19 protein-coding genes are annotated in these 16,969 nt (G+C 34.3%); 10 read left to right on the top strand and 9 right to left on the bottom strand.

Annotated features, from left to right (window positions below; translation table 11 throughout):
- Positions 1–589: 589 nt before the first annotated feature.
- From LXH21_RS16575 to LXH21_RS16550, 6 genes are all read left to right on the top strand, one after another.
- Positions 590–748, top strand: coding sequence for a hypothetical protein (locus tag LXH21_RS16575; RefSeq protein WP_239868551.1), 159 nt, complete (start codon positions 590–592; stop codon positions 746–748).
- A 32-nt stretch (positions 749–780) separates the two neighbouring features.
- Positions 781–1,314, top strand: coding sequence for a carboxymuconolactone decarboxylase family protein (locus LXH21_RS16570; protein WP_239868548.1), 534 nt, complete (start codon positions 781–783; stop codon positions 1,312–1,314).
- 62 nt (positions 1,315–1,376) lie between these two features.
- Entirely contained in the window at positions 1,377–1,697 is a 321-nt protein-coding gene (trxA, locus tag LXH21_RS16565) for a thioredoxin (protein ID WP_239868545.1), read from the top strand.
- Positions 1,698–1,701: 4 nt separating this feature from the next.
- Complete coding sequence (locus LXH21_RS16560) at positions 1,702–2,127, top strand: OsmC family protein (protein ID WP_239868542.1); 426 nt, start codon at positions 1,702–1,704, stop codon at positions 2,125–2,127.
- A 28-nt stretch (positions 2,128–2,155) separates the two neighbouring features.
- On the top strand, positions 2,156–2,617 hold the full coding sequence (locus LXH21_RS16555; protein ID WP_239868539.1) for a YHS domain-containing (seleno)protein: 462 nt from the start codon (positions 2,156–2,158) through the stop codon (positions 2,615–2,617).
- 136 nt (positions 2,618–2,753) lie between these two features.
- The gene (locus tag LXH21_RS16550) at positions 2,754–3,488 is read left to right on the top strand and encodes a hypothetical protein (RefSeq protein ID WP_239868536.1); all 735 of its coding nucleotides are present in this window, start codon (positions 2,754–2,756) and stop codon (positions 3,486–3,488) included.
- Positions 3,489–3,661: 173 nt separating this feature from the next.
- Here the strand turns inward: LXH21_RS16550 and LXH21_RS16545 are convergent, their stop codons facing one another.
- The 3 genes from LXH21_RS16545 to LXH21_RS16535 all read right to left on the bottom strand — a co-directional run bounded on the left by LXH21_RS16545 (position 3,662) and on the right by LXH21_RS16535 (position 6,379).
- Positions 3,662–3,982 carry a hypothetical protein gene (locus tag LXH21_RS16545; protein ID WP_239868533.1) on the bottom strand — a complete coding sequence of 107 codons (321 nt, stop codon included), beginning with the start codon at positions 3,980–3,982 and terminating at the stop codon, positions 3,662–3,664.
- Between the two features lie 112 nt (positions 3,983–4,094).
- Positions 4,095–4,727 (bottom strand): response regulator, encoded by a 633-nt coding sequence (locus tag LXH21_RS16540; RefSeq protein ID WP_239868530.1) that lies wholly within the window; start codon positions 4,725–4,727, stop codon positions 4,095–4,097.
- Positions 4,724–6,379, bottom strand: a complete 1,656-nt coding sequence (locus LXH21_RS16535) for a sensor histidine kinase (RefSeq protein WP_239868527.1) — start codon at positions 6,377–6,379, stop codon at positions 4,724–4,726. Before LXH21_RS16535 ends, LXH21_RS16540 begins: the two co-directional genes overlap by 4 nt.
- A gap of 490 nt (positions 6,380–6,869) precedes the next feature.
- On the opposite strand from LXH21_RS16535, the gene LXH21_RS16530 reads away from it, so the two are divergent.
- A complete protein-coding gene (locus tag LXH21_RS16530; protein WP_239868523.1) occupies positions 6,870–7,358 on the top strand; it encodes a PAS domain-containing protein in 489 nt (162 codons plus the stop codon).
- 302 nt (positions 7,359–7,660) lie between these two features.
- Here LXH21_RS16530 and LXH21_RS16525 read toward each other — a convergent pair whose 3' ends face one another.
- From LXH21_RS16525 to LXH21_RS16515, 3 genes are all read right to left on the bottom strand, one after another.
- Positions 7,661–10,048, bottom strand: a complete 2,388-nt coding sequence (locus LXH21_RS16525; RefSeq protein WP_239868520.1) for a ribonucleoside-diphosphate reductase subunit alpha — start codon at positions 10,046–10,048, stop codon at positions 7,661–7,663.
- A gap of 304 nt (positions 10,049–10,352) precedes the next feature.
- Positions 10,353–11,330 (bottom strand): ribonucleotide-diphosphate reductase subunit beta, encoded by a 978-nt coding sequence (locus LXH21_RS16520; RefSeq protein WP_239868517.1) that lies wholly within the window; start codon positions 11,328–11,330, stop codon positions 10,353–10,355.
- 609 nt (positions 11,331–11,939) lie between these two features.
- The gene (locus LXH21_RS16515; RefSeq protein ID WP_239868514.1) at positions 11,940–12,521 is read right to left on the bottom strand and encodes a DUF3109 family protein; all 582 of its coding nucleotides are present in this window, start codon (positions 12,519–12,521) and stop codon (positions 11,940–11,942) included.
- Between the two features lie 155 nt (positions 12,522–12,676).
- Here LXH21_RS16515 and LXH21_RS16510 point away from each other — a divergent pair, with 155 nt between their 5' ends.
- The 3 genes from LXH21_RS16510 (at position 12,677) to LXH21_RS16500 (ending at position 14,292) form a co-directional block, all read left to right on the top strand.
- Positions 12,677–13,252: a MarC family protein gene (locus LXH21_RS16510; RefSeq protein ID WP_239868512.1), complete on the top strand. Its 576-nt coding sequence runs from the start codon at positions 12,677–12,679 to the stop codon at positions 13,250–13,252.
- A 222-nt stretch (positions 13,253–13,474) separates the two neighbouring features.
- Positions 13,475–13,678 (top strand): hypothetical protein, encoded by a 204-nt coding sequence (locus LXH21_RS16505; protein ID WP_239868509.1) that lies wholly within the window; start codon positions 13,475–13,477, stop codon positions 13,676–13,678.
- Positions 13,678–14,292: an FAD-dependent oxidoreductase gene (locus tag LXH21_RS16500; protein ID WP_239868506.1), complete on the top strand. Its 615-nt coding sequence runs from the start codon at positions 13,678–13,680 to the stop codon at positions 14,290–14,292. The genes LXH21_RS16505 and LXH21_RS16500 overlap by 1 nt, the downstream gene beginning before the upstream one ends.
- Before the next feature lie 5 nt (positions 14,293–14,297).
- On the opposite strand, the gene LXH21_RS16495 is transcribed toward LXH21_RS16500, so the two are convergent.
- From LXH21_RS16495 to LXH21_RS16485, 3 genes are read right to left on the bottom strand one after another with little or no spacing between them, the layout of a single operon-like run.
- On the bottom strand, positions 14,298–15,866 hold the full coding sequence (locus LXH21_RS16495; RefSeq protein WP_239868503.1) for a S41 family peptidase: 1,569 nt from the start codon (positions 15,864–15,866) through the stop codon (positions 14,298–14,300).
- Positions 15,867–16,298: a deoxycytidylate deaminase gene (locus LXH21_RS16490; RefSeq protein ID WP_239868501.1), complete on the bottom strand. Its 432-nt coding sequence runs from the start codon at positions 16,296–16,298 to the stop codon at positions 15,867–15,869.
- Position 16,299: 1 nt separating this feature from the next.
- Entirely contained in the window at positions 16,300–16,893 is a 594-nt protein-coding gene (locus LXH21_RS16485; RefSeq protein WP_239868498.1) for a HupE/UreJ family protein, read from the bottom strand.
- Positions 16,894–16,969: the final 76 nt, after the last annotated feature.

The following is a 16,969-nucleotide window of genomic DNA, read 5'->3' as shown; positions in this document are numbered from 1 at the left end:
AGTTTGTGTGCATTGCATTGTCCAATAATGATCTTCGATCTACTTCCATTCAGTTTGTCTCGCTGAAAGCGTCTAAGCAGTTTTGAGTCTATTGCATAGTGACTCTTTCAGAGTGACAAATATTTTGTTATAAATTTTGTATGCATGGCATTATCCAATAATCATTCTCAAATAACTTCCATGCAGTTTGTCTCGCTGAAAACGTCTCAGCAGCGTTGAGTCTATTGCGTAGATTACTTTCTTTTTTTCTACAAAATGCTCTCGTGTAAGGGTATTGCGTGAAGGATAGAACGGAAATCCTTTTATGGGGCTTTTTATGCCCCGTAAAAGATTGGAGAGATAGCCTGACCCGTAGTTTTTACGAAGGGGCACGCCCAAAATACTATGCTTCTTTTCACTTTCTCAACATTATTACTTTCTGATTTAAGTTGATTTACTTAAAAAAATGCCTTTTTGGGCTCAAAAACCGTCGCTTTTACCATAAAAAGCAGGCTAAAGGAAGAATGGGCAACTCGTCGGGAAATGTGAACTAACTTTTAGGCCGTCTTTGTTCGCACCTTTGTACCAACAAATTAAAACAACAACAATCATGACAATATTCACTCAAATAATAGCTAACGTTAAGTCGTTTTTTATCGAAAGCTCAAAAGAAGTTCAACCACAATTAATCGCCGTAGATCAGGCTCATTTTTGTGACGCACTTGCCATCAACGATTACTACTGTGACGAAAACAACTTATTTATATAATTATTAATTCAACTTTTAAAACAAAAAAAATCATGTCAACATTTAACGTACCTACAAGAGAAGAAGTTTCTGCAAACAATCAAGCCATTTTTGATAACCTGCAAAAAGGATTAGGGTTTGTTCCTAATTTATATGCTGCAATGGCTCACTCTGAAAATGCACTGGGAAGCTTTATGCAATTCTCTGGAGCTGCTACCTCTTTATCCAAAAAAGAAAAAGAAGCTATCGATTTAGCAGTAAGCCAACTAAACGAATGTCGTTACTGTCAATCTGCACATACGGCTATTGCAAAAATGAATGGCTTCACAGATGAGCAAGCTATCGAATTACGAAAAGGTGGTGCTAGCTGGGATGCTAAACTTAATACGCTTACTCAAACAGCACGCGCTCTTGTTGCTAATCAAGGTAAAATTACTGCCGAAGAAACAGCTGCTTTTTATGCTGCAGGTTACACAAAAGGGAATTTGGTAGATATCATTATCGCCATAGGAGTTATTACCGTTACTAATTATTTACATAATGCCACTGATGTAGCGATTGATTTTCCAGTTGCTCCTGAATTATAATTAACAATATAGCGCGAAGTTTCGCTAATAACGACACTTCGTGTTCCAAAAAAAATAACATCATGATACAACATTTAGACAAATCAAATTTTGACACCACAGTAAACAATAACCAAGTCGTTCTCGTTGACTTTTTTGCCGACTGGTGTGGTCCTTGTAAAGCGCTACATCCTACACTTGAAGAATTAGCTTTAGACTTTGATGGAAAAGCCATTATTTCTAAAATAAATGTAGATGAGAATCCAGAGTTAGCCGCACAATTTAAGGTAAGAAGCATTCCTGCTTTGTTTTACTTTAAAAATGGTGAGATTGTAGGTACGCAAAATGGAGTTCACAGCAAATCGGTTATCTCAAGTCACCTAAATAGCATTTTAAAAAATTAAGATTATGGGAAAAAAGATAAACATTAAGAATTTGCCAACTGGCTATCAATCTTTTATCACAAACGGAAGACATTCTATTACCGGAGATGAGCCTTTGTCTAGCAAGGGAACCGATTTGGGTTTCTCGCCAGAGGATTTAATTCTATCTAGTTTGGCTATGTGTAAAGTAGCAACTGTACGCTACATTGCTCGTAAGAACGATTGGCACATTGAAGATGTTGATGGCGAATTTGAGCTAAATGTAAAACGTGGTCCAGAAGGAAAATTATCTACCACAGTAACTGGAAAAATAAAAATCGAAGGAAATATCACCGAAGAGCAAAAAGCAGAACTGCTTAAACAAGCTGACGCTTGCTATGTACATCGCATGATCGAAGGAGACTGGAGTATTGAACCCATAGAGGAACTTGCAGTTACCGCCCAATTTTAAAAAATAAATTTAAATTAAAAACAAAAATATGAAAAGTTTAAAAATCGCATTTGTAGTCGCATTCATCTCCCTATTTTCTAATACAATACTAGCTCAAGTAGATCCAATTGACAAAAATGGTTTGGCGCTAGGTGGTTATGATGTTGTGGCTTACCACACAGTAAATAAAGCTACTAAAGGAAGCAACAACATTATTGAAAAAATTGGTACTACGGAATATCATTTTGCTTCAAAGGCAAATGCTACAGCATTTAAAGCAAACCCTAACAAGTTTTTACCCGAATGTGAAGGATATTGTGCTTGGGGTGTAGCAGAGAAAGCTTCGAAATTCTCTATAAACCCAGAAACATTTAAAATAGTTGATGATAAACTGTACTTGTTCTTTAATGGTGATTTTAATGGAACGCAAGTAAATACTCTCGATATGTGGAACAAACAAGAAGATAATTATTTGGAAACTTTGGATGCGAAATGGTCTAAATTAAAATAATACCACGATTGCTTACTAATACAATTTGGTTCACATTGGGTTTCACTGTCAAAAGTGGAACCCTTTGTCGTTTACAAATAAATTGTGGTCTTATTTTAGTAAATTTGAACAGATTATATACTAAATTATTATCCTAATGAAAAAATTCTTTAAAACGGTGGGGATTATTGTCCTCTTCCTTATCATCTGCACGGCAGGCTATTTATATTTTATAAGCGAACCACTTCCTAAAGGACAAACAGGAATTCAGGCAGAGGCGTTTACAGATAAAATACAAACTGCCATTAACCAGAAGGCTTGGAACAGTACTGCCGCAGTTGGATTCAGTTTTGTAGGTAGTCATCATTATCTTTGGGATAAAAAGAGAAATTTAGTGCAAGTGCAATGGAGTAATAATAAAGTACTTTATAATACTACAACCTTGAAAGGATTAGCATTTGAAGATGATCAAAAATTAATAGGTTCTGATAAAGAAGACGCAATTAAAAAAGCAAATGATTATTTCAACAACGATTCCTTCTGGTTGATTGCCCCCTTCAAATTACGAGATGCAGGGACTACGCGCAGTATCGTTACAGTAGACAATAAAGAGGCATTAATGGTAACGTACGCATCTGGCGGAAGCACACCTGGCGACTCTTATGTTTGGCTGGTGGATAAAAATTACATACCACAAGCTTGGCGCATGTGGGTAGGCATTATTCCTGTAGGTGGTATTGAAACTAATTGGGGAGATTGGAAGACCTTTTCTAATCAAGTGAAAATAGCCACTAGTCACAAAGGATTGATCGATTTAAAAATTGAGGGTATTAAAATAGGACAATCTATCGAAGAGATTAATAATGGCGTTGATCCTTTTATGGGAATGTAAAACTTCATCCCTTTTAATAAAGATGACATTGTTTAAATATTGTCAAGTTTAATTTTAGAAACTGTTGTCGACATATATTAAAGACTTCTTCTCATTAAGTAAAAATAGAGAAAGAGAAAGGCTGTTCACATGTATGAACAGCCTTTTTTTAGTATTGTTAATTTAGAAAGATATTATCCTTTATTACTCCATGGCCCGTAGTTTTTGTACGCTGGTCCAGTTAGTTTTTGTCTTTCACTACCCGTTGTTTTCACCTCAACAAGATCTTGATTCAAAGTGTTTTTCGCAGGATTTGCATTTTTATATGCTGGCCCTTGAAGTGTAGTTTTATTGTTTTCTGAATATATTTTTGTTGGTGTAGTTTCGTGCGCCCCATGTCTATAATTTTTATAAGCTGGTCCTTTTAAATCACTTTGTTTAACGTTACTTTTTTCTTGCGCTAGGGCACTAAAAGAAACTAATACAAATCCTAATATTAATGCTATCGTTTTCATGACTATTACTTTTAATGTTCCTTACAAAGTTACATTGAGTAATAGGTTTATGGGAGTATCAGAATCTACCCTATTTGCATCCGTATAAATACGGACAGCAGCAATTACACCCCTATATTATATTCATTTTTACTGCTTTCTTGATGAGTTCAGCAGTATTTTTAACTTCTAGCTTTTTTAGAATATTGGCGCGGTGCGTCTCTATTGTGCGGGAACTCACAAATAGTTTAGCCGCAATTTCTTTTGTCGTTAACCCTTTAGAAATCAAACCTAAAACTTCCATTTCTTTATTAGACAAAACATTTTCACTGATGCTTTGTGTAGACATAAAGTTGATCATTTTTTCGGAAATATCAGCACTAAAATACTTTTTCCCTTTGTTAACCGTGCGCACTGCTAGAATTAATTCTGCTTCGTCGGTATTTTTTAGTAGGTACCCATAGGCACCCATTTTAGCACATTTTGCGATGTAATTACCGTCACTGTGCATCGAAATAACAATCGGCTTAATCGTAGTTGACAAATTTTGCAACTGTTTTAGAACCTCAAAACCATCCATGTTTGGCATTGTAATATCTAGCAAAACAATTTCAGCTTCAAATTGATCATTTATAAGTTCCATAAAATCAGAACCGTCAGCAACACTTTTTACTATCTTTATGTCGTCATGCTTTCTTAGTAGCTCCGCTAGTCCATTTCGAAAAAGCTCATGATCATCAGCTATAATTAATTTGATTTCGTTCATAATTCTATGGGTAATTCAATTTCAAAGGTTGTGCTTCCAGGCGATGCATTGATAGTGATTTCACCATTGCAAATGGCAACACGTTCTTTGATGTTAGTAATTCCTAAACCTAATTTAACCGTATCTAAATCAAACCCGATACCATCGTCAAAATAAAAGAGAGATATAAATTCATCAAATTCCGAGAGGGTGATTCGGATGTTTTTTGCATTTGCATGCTTTAATGAATTATTAATCAACTCTTGACTTATTCTAAAAAGGTTAATCGCTTGATTGTTTGTAATATTTGAATTCTCTGACTGAGTTAAATCCTCATATTCTATAATTACAGTTGTCGATTTTTTTAAGCTTTCGATAAAATTCGTTAATGTAACCCCTATCCCAAAATCATCTATTGTAGCAGGCATGAGGGAATTTGACATTAATCTGATTTCAGATATGGTATCATCCACTATTTTTTTCATCTCTGTCTTCTGCAATTCATTTTCAACCCTATTTTCGATGTAGTGCTTTAGCGATGTCAAATAAGGTCCCACTCCGTCATGAAGTTCTCTAGAGAGTCGACGCCTTTCATTTTCCATACCATTTACCAACATACGTTTTGATAGTAATCTGGTATTTTCTTCATTATTCCTAAACTCTATGAGCTTATCTCTCATTGCCAAAAGACTTTTCCCCAGCAAATCATTAGCACTTTTAGGTTTAAAGTCAGTATGTAAATTCATTTTACCAATGTCGTCAGAAAATTTTACGGCACCTTGCAGTGAAGCTTTTAAATTGGCTAGCGCATCAAACATCTCCTTGATTTCATTAGAATTTTTTATAAATTCATTAGTTTGGTTATAATCTCCTTCAGCCATAATTCGGAGACTTTTTTGCATGTTTTTAATTGGATTGGTGATAATTCGCGTCAGAATTAGCGAAAGCATCACTCCCAGTAAAAAAACTCCAAGAGTTATACCTGCCAATCTTTCCCTCAATTGTTTTAAGGGAATGGTAACCTCATCCACATCTATTTCAGACAAAATAACCATTTTAAGTTTTCCAACCTTTATTAGACTATACACACTGTAAACATCGACGCCTCTATAATCCTTAAATATTCCTCTACTATTAATTCCTTTTAAGGCATTGGCTACTCCTTTTGTCTTTACAGATAAAGTAGAAGGGATTTTATTGGGGTAAAAGCGAGATTGTGAACGCATTCGGAAATCTTCACCTACGAGATATGATTCTCCGCTGTCACCCATCCCTGTGCGTTCTAGAAGTATTTTTTTTACCTTGTTATAATCTAACACTTTAATCTTTGTACCTTTTTTAGAATTAGAAACAAAGCCTATTGTTGTTTTCTTACCAATATGATAGGAAGTAAAATCGTGAATTCCAGTACTATTTTTTAAGCTATCCGGAAGTTTTAAAACTGAACTATCAAAGTCCTGCGTGTAAATATCCGAAGATTCAAATCGCTCCCATTCTGATTTTAATAAATGTTCAATCTGGTTCTGCTTGAGTGTTTTAATAGAATTTAGTTGCAGTAAAACACGATCGTTCAAAACGTTTGAAAACTGTTGGTATGATGAAAAAGCTAATAATGCAATAACCAATGCGATTAAACTATTAATTATAATCAGTATTAATGTTTTGATGTTCATTAAAATCTATTTTAAAGATAAAGTGAGTTTAGTATGGCAAGTCAAGCCTGAAATGTAACTTTTCTAATTTACGTAAATATACTTCCTTTGCTGTTTTAAAAGAAACTTTACAATATATAGTTGTGTAAAATATTTTATAAGAATGCTTTGAATTGATAAAAGCGGGGTCAGTGATTATCTAAATTTTTAAAGCTAATTGCAAATGGTTTTTTAATTTAATAGATGAAGTACATAAAAAAAACAATCATAAGTTATTGCTTTTATCCCGATCACTGGGATTTTTAATATGTTTTTACAAGGGTAAATTTACCTTCCTATAAAGTCCGCTTATAATTTTAAAAGTAGAGTTAACTTTGTTTCTAATTAATACTTAAATTAGCAGTTCAATAATAGACACTTATTTTCGAATGAAGTAAATAGTACAACACGACTTCTACTATCCTATGATTGTAACCAAAAAAATATTATATTAATTCTAAACTATTTGACCATGACACCTGAATATGACAAAGCTTTAGTCAAATATAGCAACAGTTTACGCATTGTTCCTCTACCATTACTTTCTTGGGATTTTTTTGCTAGTCACACAGCGGAAATCAACAAATTTGTGGCTATTCAAAAACATTGGAAATCTAAAGTTAATTTTAGTGCCATCAATTCTAATGCAAAAACACAGATTTTAATCACCAATTCAAATCAAGAAATTGTTTTTGCCAGTCCTGGTATCTATAAAATGAACGGTTATTATACGCACGAAATAATAGGGAAAACACCCAAAATATTTCAAGGTGAGCTGACTTCATCAGTGAGCAGAGAAAATATAAAAACAGCGATTCAAAACAACCTTCCTTTTAAAGAAGTAATCGTTAATTATAAAAAAGACGGAAGCACCTACCTATGTGAGATCGAAGCGTATCCCAAATTCAACAAAAAAGGTGAACTCGTTAACTACATCGCTTTTGAGAGAATTGCATCTTAAAAATATAAGCTTACAAACTTCTTTTTATTCGAAACTACAATGCAATTTAAGAACTGCATTCTCCCTAAATTAATGATATTTACTTATTTGTGAATCCCTTTTTTTTTCTCTGATTATTTCGTTCCATTAAAATTTTTCAAAGACATTCCGTAAACTTTCTTTACGTTGAAAGTCCCTTTATCTTTTTCTCTGGATAACGAATCGATATAACTTCCGGAGGCTTCAAAATCAGGATTAGTTCCAAAAAAAAACAGCTACCCAAATTTGGATAGCTGTTTCTATTTATTCTAATTCCTAAAAAATTAAGACCCACACATTTCACAATCTTCTGGTCCGTCTGATTGCGCTTGTAAAATCATTTTTTTGTATTCATCAATATTGATTGCTTCTGTTTGAATTTCTTCGGCAATTGGTTGCTCTTTTTTATCGTTGTTTAATGTAAATTTGATCGCATCTACCGCAGCTTTTGTTCTCAAATAATACATTCCAGTTTTCAATCCTGACTGCCAAGCATAAAAATGCATTGACGTCAATTTTGAATAATTAGCGTTTTGCATAAACAAGTTCAATGACTGTGATTGATCTACAAAATACCCACGTTGACGTGACATATCGATAATATCTTTCATAGACATTTCCCAAACTGTTTTGTACAACTCTTTCAAGTCTCGTGGAATATCCAAATCTTGAACCGATCCGTTGTTACGCATCAATTCTTGTTTCAAAGTTTCATTCCACAATCCGCGGTCTACCAAGTCATGCAACAAATGTTTGTTTACTACAATAAACTCTCCAGACAATACTCGACGCGTGTACACATTGGAGGTATATGGCTCGAATGCTTCGTTGTTACCCAAAATTTGAGAAGTTGAAGCAGTTGGCATTGGCGCTACTAATAATGAGTTACGCACTCCATGTTCTTTTACTTCTTTTCTTAAAGATGCCCAATCCCAACGACCAGACAATTCTTCATCTTTTATTCCCCATAAATTATGTTGGAATTCACCCTCAGACATTGGCGAACCCTTGAACGTAGAATAAGGACCTTCTTCTTTAGCCATTTCCATCGAAGCAGTTACTGCTGCAAAGTACATGGTTTCAAAGATCTCTTGATTCAGTTTCTTAGCCTCATCAGATGTAAACGGTAAACGCAACATAATGAAAGCATCCGCCAATCCTTGCACCCCTAATCCTATTGGACGGTGACGCATATTGGAGTTTTCTGCTTCTTTTACTGGATAGTAATTTCTATCAATTACTTTATTTAAGTTTCTTGTTACACGTTTGGTTACATTAAAAAATGTCTCGTGATCAAACTTCCCGTTTTCAACAAACATTGGTAACGATAGTGAAGCCAAGTTACATACTGCTACCTCATCGGCAGATGTATATTCCATAATTTCTGTACACAAGTTTGAAGAACGAATTGTTCCTAAATTCTTTTGGTTTGATTTACGGTTCGCTGCATCTTTGTACAACATATAAGGAGTTCCGGTCTCGATTTGAGATTCTAGAATTTTCTCCCATAATTCGTGAGCTTTGATAGTTTTTCTACCTTTACCCGCTTTTTCATAATCCGTGTACATTTTTTCAAATTCTTCACCGTACACGTCATACAATCCAGGGCATTCGTTAGGACACATTAACGTCCAAATTCCGTTTTCTTGTACACGCTTCATGAACAAATCAGATGTCCACATGGCGAAGAATAAATCTCTAGCACGCATTTCTTCTTTCCCTGTATTCTTTTTCAAGTCTAAGAAATCAAAGATGTCTGCATGCCAAGTTTCGATGTATATCGCAAAACTACCTTTACGTTTTCCACCACCTTGATCTACGTAACGAGCTGTATCATTGAAGACACGTAACATAGGTACGATTCCATTTGACGTTCCGTTTGTTCCACGTATGTAGGAACCTGTAGCACGTACATTGTGAATAGAAAGTCCTACTCCACCTGCCGATTGAGAGATTTTTGCCGTTTGTTTCAACGTGTCATAAATTCCATCAATACTATCGTCTTGCATCGCCAAAAGGAAACAAGAAGACATTTGAGGTTTTGGCGTTCCTGAGTTAAACAACGTAGGCGTAGCATGTGTGAAGAATTTCTTAGACATTAAGTCGTAAGTCTCTAAAACCGAATCCATATCCCCTAAGTGAATTCCAACCGATACACGCATCAACATATGTTGCGGACGCTCTACGATTTTTCCATTGATTTTCAACAAATACGAACGCTCTAGTGTTTTAAAACCAAAGTAATCGTAGTTGAAATCTCTGTTATATATAATGTGTGAGTTCAAAAACTCAGCGTTTTCTTGAATTACAGCATGTACTTCATCAGACAATAATGGCGCTTTTTGTCCATTTCTTGGATTTACATAGTGATACATCTCATCCATCGTTTCTGAGAACGATTTATTGGTATTCGAATGTAGATTCGAAATAGCAATACGAGCTGCTAGTTGTGCATAATCGGGATGCGCAATAGTCATTGACGCGGCCGTTTCTGCTGCTAGATTGTCCAATTCTGAGGTCGAAACTCCATCGTAAAGTCCTTCGATAACGCGCATTGCTACTTTCACAGCATCTACCAAATCATTCAAACCATAGCATAGCTTTTTAATTCTATCTGTGATTTTGTCAAACATTACAGGTTCTTTCCTACCATCTCTTTTAATTACGTACATAAGCTTTTTGTTTTCAAAACAGAAAATCCCTTTCCTGTTTTTCGGGTATTCGTTAATTTGTTGTTTTTGGGAAACTAATCCCGGGCATTATTATTATTTTTTTGGAGCTAATCCCGCTATCCGTTTCAATCTTTTATTTTTAAAAGAAAAAATAAAAGGATTTCCACTACTATCGGGGCTAGGAAACCTGCACAATTTCACAAGTAAAAAATTCACCATTAAGAAATTAAGAATAATTAGGCTTAATGACTCTTAATTTCTTAATGGTTATTCTCCTTGCGCCCTAGCGACTTAGCGGTAAATTTTAAAAATCAGCGTCGAAACTAATTTTTTGAGCATCACCATCTGTGTTCATTACACCTGATTTTTGGTATTCAGCAACTTTTTTCTCGAAAAAGTTCGTTTTACCTTGCAACGAGATCATGTCCATAAAATCAAACGGATTCGTTGTGTTGTATTCTCTTTCGCAACCTAGTTCAACCAAAAGTCTATCTGCTACAAACTCTAAGTACTGTGTCATTAAAGTAGCGTTCATACCTATTAAACTTACTGGTAATGATTCTGTAATGAACTCTCTTTCGATGTTTAAAGCATCAACGATAATTGTTCTTATTCTCTCTTTTGAAACTGGGTTGATCAAATGGTGGTTGTGTAAATGCACTGCAAAATCACAGTGAACACCCTCGTCACGAGAAATCAATTCGTTTGAGAAAGTCAAACCTGGCATTAAACCACGTTTCTTTAACCAGTAAATAGAACAAAAAGCTCCTGAGAAGAAAATCCCTTCTACTGCTGCAAAAGCAATTAAACGTTCTGCAAATGAATCAGAGTCAATCCATTTTAAAGCCCAGTCTGCTTTTTTCTTGATCGCTGGAAAAACTTCTAATGCATTAAACAAATCATCTTTCTCTGCTTCATCTTTTACATAAGTATCAATTAATAATGAATAAGTCTCACTATGAATGTTCTCCATCATGATTTGGAATCCGTAGAAAAATTTAGCCTCTGCATACTGCACTTCATTTACAAAGTTTTCTGCTAAGTTTTCATTTACAATTCCGTCAGAAGCAGCAAAAAATGCTAAAATGTGTTTGATAAAATACCTTTCATCATCATTTAGCTTATTATTCCAATCGTTTAAATCTTGTGATAAATCGATCTCTTCTGCCGTCCAAAAACTAGCTTCCATAGATTTATAAAATTCCCAAATATCATGATGTTTGATAGGAAATATTACGAAACGATTCTTATTCTCTTGTAAAATTGGTTCAACTTGAGACATATATACTTGTTTATTTTTAATGAATATTATTCTTGAAGAGTTTGAATTTTTGAAGATACAAAGATGGCAAAATATTGCGTATTTAAAAAGTCAAAACCACTAAAAATCAAACTTAGTTCTTAACAAAATAAAAACGAATAAATTATTTGTTAAATTTGTAAATAATTGGTTTTCAATGATTTAAAATCTAAATAAAACCCAAGACAAGAGCTAATAAAATTCCCAAAACCACTATAAACAAAGGGTTTCATTACTGTTTTTAAGGCCTATTTTTTTACTAATAAAAATCAAAAAAGTTATTAACACAAGCATCGCAAATTTATCGCGTACATCGTATTTTTTTAAATCATTTCATCTTTAACCAATAAGTAGACTCAGCAAATAGAAATACAAAACAGAAAACAGGAATGACACGAAATAATCGTGGAGAAGTAAAATCAAGTAATTTATTGATTAGTGATTACATACCTTAAAAACTAATTTATAAAAGCGAATGTTTTATAAATTTCTTAAAGGGCGATTGAGACAAAATGCTAAACTAGCACTTTATTTCATCTACCTATTATTACAATCAGAAACAAATCTTAATTATCAGCAAGACAAACCAAGTTATTTTTTTGAACCTTGTTTTTTCCATTCTTGCGCAACCAAATCAAGCTCTGCATACCAATCTTCTCCAAACCTTCTTACAAGAGCTTCTTTGACAAATTTATAAACAGGGACTTCCAATTCTTTACCTAAAGAACAGGCATCGTCGCAAATATCCCATTTATCATAATTTACGGCTGCAAATTCTGAAAAATCTTTAATTCGAATTGGATATAGATGACATGAAACAGGTTTTTTCCAATCGACCACACCTTGATTATAGGCTTGTTCGATACCACATAAGGCCGTTTTACCATCAAAAATCACATAGGCGCAATCTTTTTCATCTATTAATGGTGTTTCAAGATCTCCATCTGTACCATTTCTCCAAGTTCCTTGTGCTTCAATAGCAGCAATTCCCTCTTTGCGTAAAAACGGCTTTACTTTAGGATAAATTTCTTGTAGAATTTTAGTTTCCTCTTCACTCAAAGGTGCCCCAGCATCTCCATCTACGCAACAAGCGCCTTTACAAGCAGACAAATTACAAACAAATTCTTTTCCTAAAATATCTTCTGAAACGATGGTTTTTCCTAGTTGAAACATGGGGTATAGTGACTAAAATTATAAAATGCAAAGGTAGTCAAACAAAAGGAATTACGAAGAAATTAAGCGAGACTATTCTCGAAAACAAATCATGCAAAAACACAAATCGACTATTACAGTATTTCAACAAAAAATAATATCTTTGTTAAAAAAATATGTTTTTAGACCTTAGAGAAATAGCTACAGTTGGAATGGTACTTTTTGCAGTAATTGACATTGTGGGATCTATCCCCATTATTGTCGATTTAAAAAGAAAACATGGCATCATCGAATCTGGTAAAGCCTCTATTGTCGCTGCTATCATTATGTTAATCTTCTTGTTTACAGGAGAAGAGTTCTTAAAAATAGTTGGAATAGATGTTAGCTCTTTTGCCGTTGCAGGGTCCTTTGTATTATTTTGTATAGCACTTGAGATGATATTGGGAATTAGAATTTACCGTGACGAGGAAGCTAGTTCTGCATCAATTGTACCTATTGCTTTCCCTCTTGTCGCTGGAGCAGGAACAATGACTACACTCTTGTCATTGCGTTCTCAATACCATACCGTTAATATTGTTATTGCTATTATACTGAATATCACAGTAGTTTACTTCGTTTTGAAATCTTCTTCAAAAATAGAAAAATTATTAGGTCAAGATGGCCTAGGTGTTATACGTAAAACATTTGGAATCGTTCTTTTGGCAATTGCTGTTAAATTATTCGCTGCTAATGTTAAAGGGCTGTTTGTTTAAATAATTTTTTTATAAATTTACCCACTATTACCACAGGTATAGACGGATAAGCTTTTATAATCATCTGTTTTACTTACATACCAGATACAAATTATTCTATGAAATAAGCCTATTAAGAAACTCTTAAACCATTGTTCATATTACTGCGAATGGTTCTAGAGATTATACAACTACCGTTTGCAATTCTTGATACGCTTTTTATAAAAAAACAAACTACACCTCATGAAAATCTTTATTAACATATTAGTATTTTTAGCTGTTGCCCTTATAATTTTTAACATTACCATGTTAGATTTTTCAAACTTATTTCAGGGAGAAAGCGCTGTAGCCTTCATAGGTATTGCCGCTTCACTGTGTGCAGTCTTAATTCTTCTTATTTTTAAAACATCTAAGAAAATTGAAGACAAATTGAATGACAAGCAATAATGAAACTTGACGCTTTTATAATTGGTGGCGGTGTTTCTGGATTATCATGCGCCCTTGTTCTAGGGTCTGCTCACACTAAAATTTTCGCTCAAAATAAAAAAATTGCCCTAATTGCACATCAGAAGGCATCTGCCTTACAAGATGCTATATTTTATAATGCTTACGGTATTCATGCAGGAACTCTAGGCTCTGAATTGCTCATAACTTCCACAGCGCATTTAAGTGAAAGCTATCCTCATATTTCTCAAATTACAAATGAAAAAGTGATTAAAATCGAAGGTGCCTACCCGGACTTTTTAGTTATTACAAACAAAGCTACCTATAATACAGCTATTGTAGTTGTCGGAATTGGTTCTGCTAATACTTTTGACATTGAGGGCTTGATGGACTATGTTGAAGGTCATCAAAAAGCATTACCCATAAAAAACCGCATACAGTTAAAGAATATTGATCACAAAGTAAACGAAGGTATCTACGTAATAGGAACGCTGGCGGGTTGGAGAAGTCAACTTGCAATTGCAGCTGGAAGCGGTGCCTCTGTAGCAACTGATATTTTGACCTTGTGGAATGAAGGGGAACAAACACATTCTCACGACAGCATTCGAAAAAAGTAATCTATTTATTGTTTGTTCAAAACCTTCTGAATCATCTTGTCATCACTTAAAATCAAATGATAATACTGATCTTCACCGTATAACTGTCTAGCGAATTCTGCATTTAAATACCGTTTAACGAAATCTCTGTCCTTTGACAAAGAAATAGATAGTCTATTCTTAAACACAAACGCTTGAAATTCATTAAAATACTGGTTAGTCTCTTTCATTTTATTCGAAAATTCAGAAAAAGACATCCCCTTAAAAAGAGAACGATCATTATCTAATTGTTCAAAAACAAAGTTTCCGACTATACCCGACTGCATCAAAAAGTTCACATTGGCATTCTCTATTTCGACTGGAACAAAGACATCTGGAACAATTCCGCCACCACCATAGAGGATACGTCCTTTCGGTGTTTTAAATTTAAGACTATCCGCTATTTTTATACTGTCTTTGGCATAAAGCTCCCCGTTGAGGAAACGACTTTCAGATTCTTTAAAATAAGATTCTTTACCTTTTGCATATGATTTTTGAATCGAACGTCCGGTTGGTGTATAGTAACGAGCTACAGTCAATCGAACAGCAGAACCATCATCAAAATCCATTTCGCGTTGTACGAGGCCTTTACCAAAAGAACGGCGGCCTATGATTGTTCCACGGTCATTGTCTTGAATAGCACCAGCTAGTATTTCACTAGCCGATGCGCTGTTCTCATTAATCAATAGGACCACTTTACCATTTTCGAATATACCATTCTTGGTAGCGTATGTATTTGTAGTATTCCCTTTTTTATCTTTCGTAAAAACTATTAATTGCTTCTCCTTTAAAAAGTCATCAGCGATTGCAATAGCTTCTTCCATATACCCGCCTCCATTATCTCGTAAATCTAGGATCAGAGTATTCATTCCGGATTTCTTCATTCTTAAAAGTGCCGTTCTAAATTCGGCATAAGTAGTTTCCGAGAACCGATTGATTTTAATGTACCCGGTAATGGAATTTAACAATAGAGAAGCATCTACACTCTTCAACGGAATAACATCTCTTTTTAAATCAATGTTTATTTTTTTATCTTCAGATTTTCGATAAATAGTCAATGCGACATCAGAACCTTTTTCTCCTTTGAGTTGAGAATACAAACTATCTGATGGCAAATTTCGACCAAAAAGCTTGGTATTATTGGCAAACAAAATTCTGTCTCCCGCTTTAATTCCTGCCTTTGCCGAAGGACCGTTTTCAATTGGTCGTATTACAGCCAAAGTATCTTTGAACATATAAAAACTAATTCCTATCCCTACAAAATCACCTCGCATATTTTCTACAACTCGCTGTTGCTCTCTAGGAGAAACATAAACCGAGTGAGGATCCAATTGACTCATGATTTTATTAACTGTAAGTTCTACAATAGAGTCAGTATCTACTTCATCAACATAATCATTCTCGATGAAATCAATTAATTTACTAAGTTTTTCTTTTGAATCATTTTTTATCTCGTCACGATTGTTGGTTAACCCAGACAAACTTCCGCCTACTACAATGCCAATAGCTAAGCTAAAACCAATAAATATAGGAAGGTATTTTGATTGAATCTTCATTTAGTCTTCTAGATCGGTAATATTTTCTACGGTTACTCCAGCTTTTTTTAAGAATTCAATTCCAGATTCATCACGATATCCTTTATGGTAAACAACACGTTTAATTCCGGATTGATAAATTAACTTACTGCACTCCTTACAAGGTGATAGTGTAATATATAAAGTAGCTCCTTCACAAGATTGTGTAGAGCGTGCGACTTTCAATATTGCATTTGCTTCTGCGTGCAAAACATCCCAGCGCGTAATTCCATCTTCATCTTCACAACAATTTTCAAAACCTGTAGGCGTACCATTGTATCCGTCTGATATTATCATTCGGTCCTTTACAATTATAGCACCAACTTTTTTGCGATTGCAATAGGATAAAAGTCCCCACTCGGTTGCGATTCGCAAGTAAGCTCTATCGTATCGATTTAATTTTGATTTTTCCATATTATCTAAGCCAAATTTTATTGGCAACTATTAAGGGGATTACTACTCCAATTATAAAAGAGGACATCACCAAGGTCCAATCTCTTTTTGAGAATCGAAAGACGGTTTGCACAATATAGGATATAATTAATGTAACTACAATAATTACTAATTGTGCGGCTTCTATACCCAATGAGAATTCGGCCAAAGGCAACAATTTGGAAACGGTTCCACCAGGTAAGATTGCTTTGAAATAACTTGAAAAACCTAGACCGTGAATGATCCCAAAAAACAAGGTCACAAAGAATACAAGATTAATACTTTCTTTCTTATTTGTTTTTCCTGCTGTAAAAAGATTAAACAGCGCCACTATTAATATTGTAATGGGAATCAACATTTCAACCACGCTTACTTTGATGGCTATTATTCCGAAAATAACCAGCAATAATGCCATAGAATGACCAATCGTAAATAAAGTAACCAGTAACAAGATACGTTGCCAGTCCTTGAAGCTAAAAGGAATAGCCAAGCCTATTAAAAATAAAAGATGGTCATAGGAATAGACATTTAGTATATGTTTTAATCCTAATTGAAAATAAATTAAAAACTCTGACATAAAGTTTATGCGTTAAATTTGTTTGGGATTGTAAACTTACGATTATTTTTGAAAAAGACCGATTGCATCTTCAAAT

Origin of the sequence: Flavobacterium algicola (assembly GCF_022399565.1) — a bacterium.
Classification (GTDB): Bacteria; Bacteroidota; Bacteroidia; order Flavobacteriales; family Flavobacteriaceae; genus Flavobacterium; species Flavobacterium algicola.
Note: the sequence above shows the minus strand (reverse complement) of the source record. Positions and strands in the feature narration are given on the sequence as shown.

Coding starts and splice junctions, on each gene's coding strand:
- LXH21_RS16555 (WP_239868539.1), top strand. CDS start 2,156: ATGAAAAGTTTAAAAATCGCATTTGTAGTCGCATTCATCTCCCTATTT.
- LXH21_RS16545 (WP_239868533.1), bottom strand. CDS start 3,982: ATGAAAACGATAGCATTAATATTAGGATTTGTATTAGTTTCTTTTAGT.
- LXH21_RS16540 (WP_239868530.1), bottom strand. CDS start 4,727: ATGAACGAAATCAAATTAATTATAGCTGATGATCATGAGCTTTTTCGA.
- LXH21_RS16560 (WP_239868542.1), top strand. CDS start 1,702: ATGGGAAAAAAGATAAACATTAAGAATTTGCCAACTGGCTATCAATCT.
- LXH21_RS16530 (WP_239868523.1), top strand. CDS start 6,870: ATGACACCTGAATATGACAAAGCTTTAGTCAAATATAGCAACAGTTTA.
- LXH21_RS16525 (WP_239868520.1), bottom strand. CDS start 10,048: ATGTACGTAATTAAAAGAGATGGTAGGAAAGAACCTGTAATGTTTGAC.
- LXH21_RS16490 (WP_239868501.1), bottom strand. CDS start 16,298: ATGGAAAAATCAAAATTAAATCGATACGATAGAGCTTACTTGCGAATC.
- LXH21_RS16570 (WP_239868548.1), top strand. CDS start 781: ATGTCAACATTTAACGTACCTACAAGAGAAGAAGTTTCTGCAAACAAT.
- LXH21_RS16500 (WP_239868506.1), top strand. CDS start 13,678: ATGAAACTTGACGCTTTTATAATTGGTGGCGGTGTTTCTGGATTATCA.
- LXH21_RS16520 (WP_239868517.1), bottom strand. CDS start 11,330: ATGTCTCAAGTTGAACCAATTTTACAAGAGAATAAGAATCGTTTCGTA.
- LXH21_RS16515 (WP_239868514.1), bottom strand. CDS start 12,521: ATGTTTCAACTAGGAAAAACCATCGTTTCAGAAGATATTTTAGGAAAA.
- LXH21_RS16505 (WP_239868509.1), top strand. CDS start 13,475: ATGAAAATCTTTATTAACATATTAGTATTTTTAGCTGTTGCCCTTATA.
- LXH21_RS16495 (WP_239868503.1), bottom strand. CDS start 15,866: ATGAAGATTCAATCAAAATACCTTCCTATATTTATTGGTTTTAGCTTA.
- LXH21_RS16485 (WP_239868498.1), bottom strand. CDS start 16,893: ATGTCAGAGTTTTTAATTTATTTTCAATTAGGATTAAAACATATACTA.
- trxA (WP_239868545.1), top strand. CDS start 1,377: ATGATACAACATTTAGACAAATCAAATTTTGACACCACAGTAAACAAT.
- LXH21_RS16550 (WP_239868536.1), top strand. CDS start 2,754: ATGAAAAAATTCTTTAAAACGGTGGGGATTATTGTCCTCTTCCTTATC.
- LXH21_RS16535 (WP_239868527.1), bottom strand. CDS start 6,379: ATGAACATCAAAACATTAATACTGATTATAATTAATAGTTTAATCGCA.
- LXH21_RS16575 (WP_239868551.1), top strand. CDS start 590: ATGACAATATTCACTCAAATAATAGCTAACGTTAAGTCGTTTTTTATC.
- LXH21_RS16510 (WP_239868512.1), top strand. CDS start 12,677: ATGTTTTTAGACCTTAGAGAAATAGCTACAGTTGGAATGGTACTTTTT.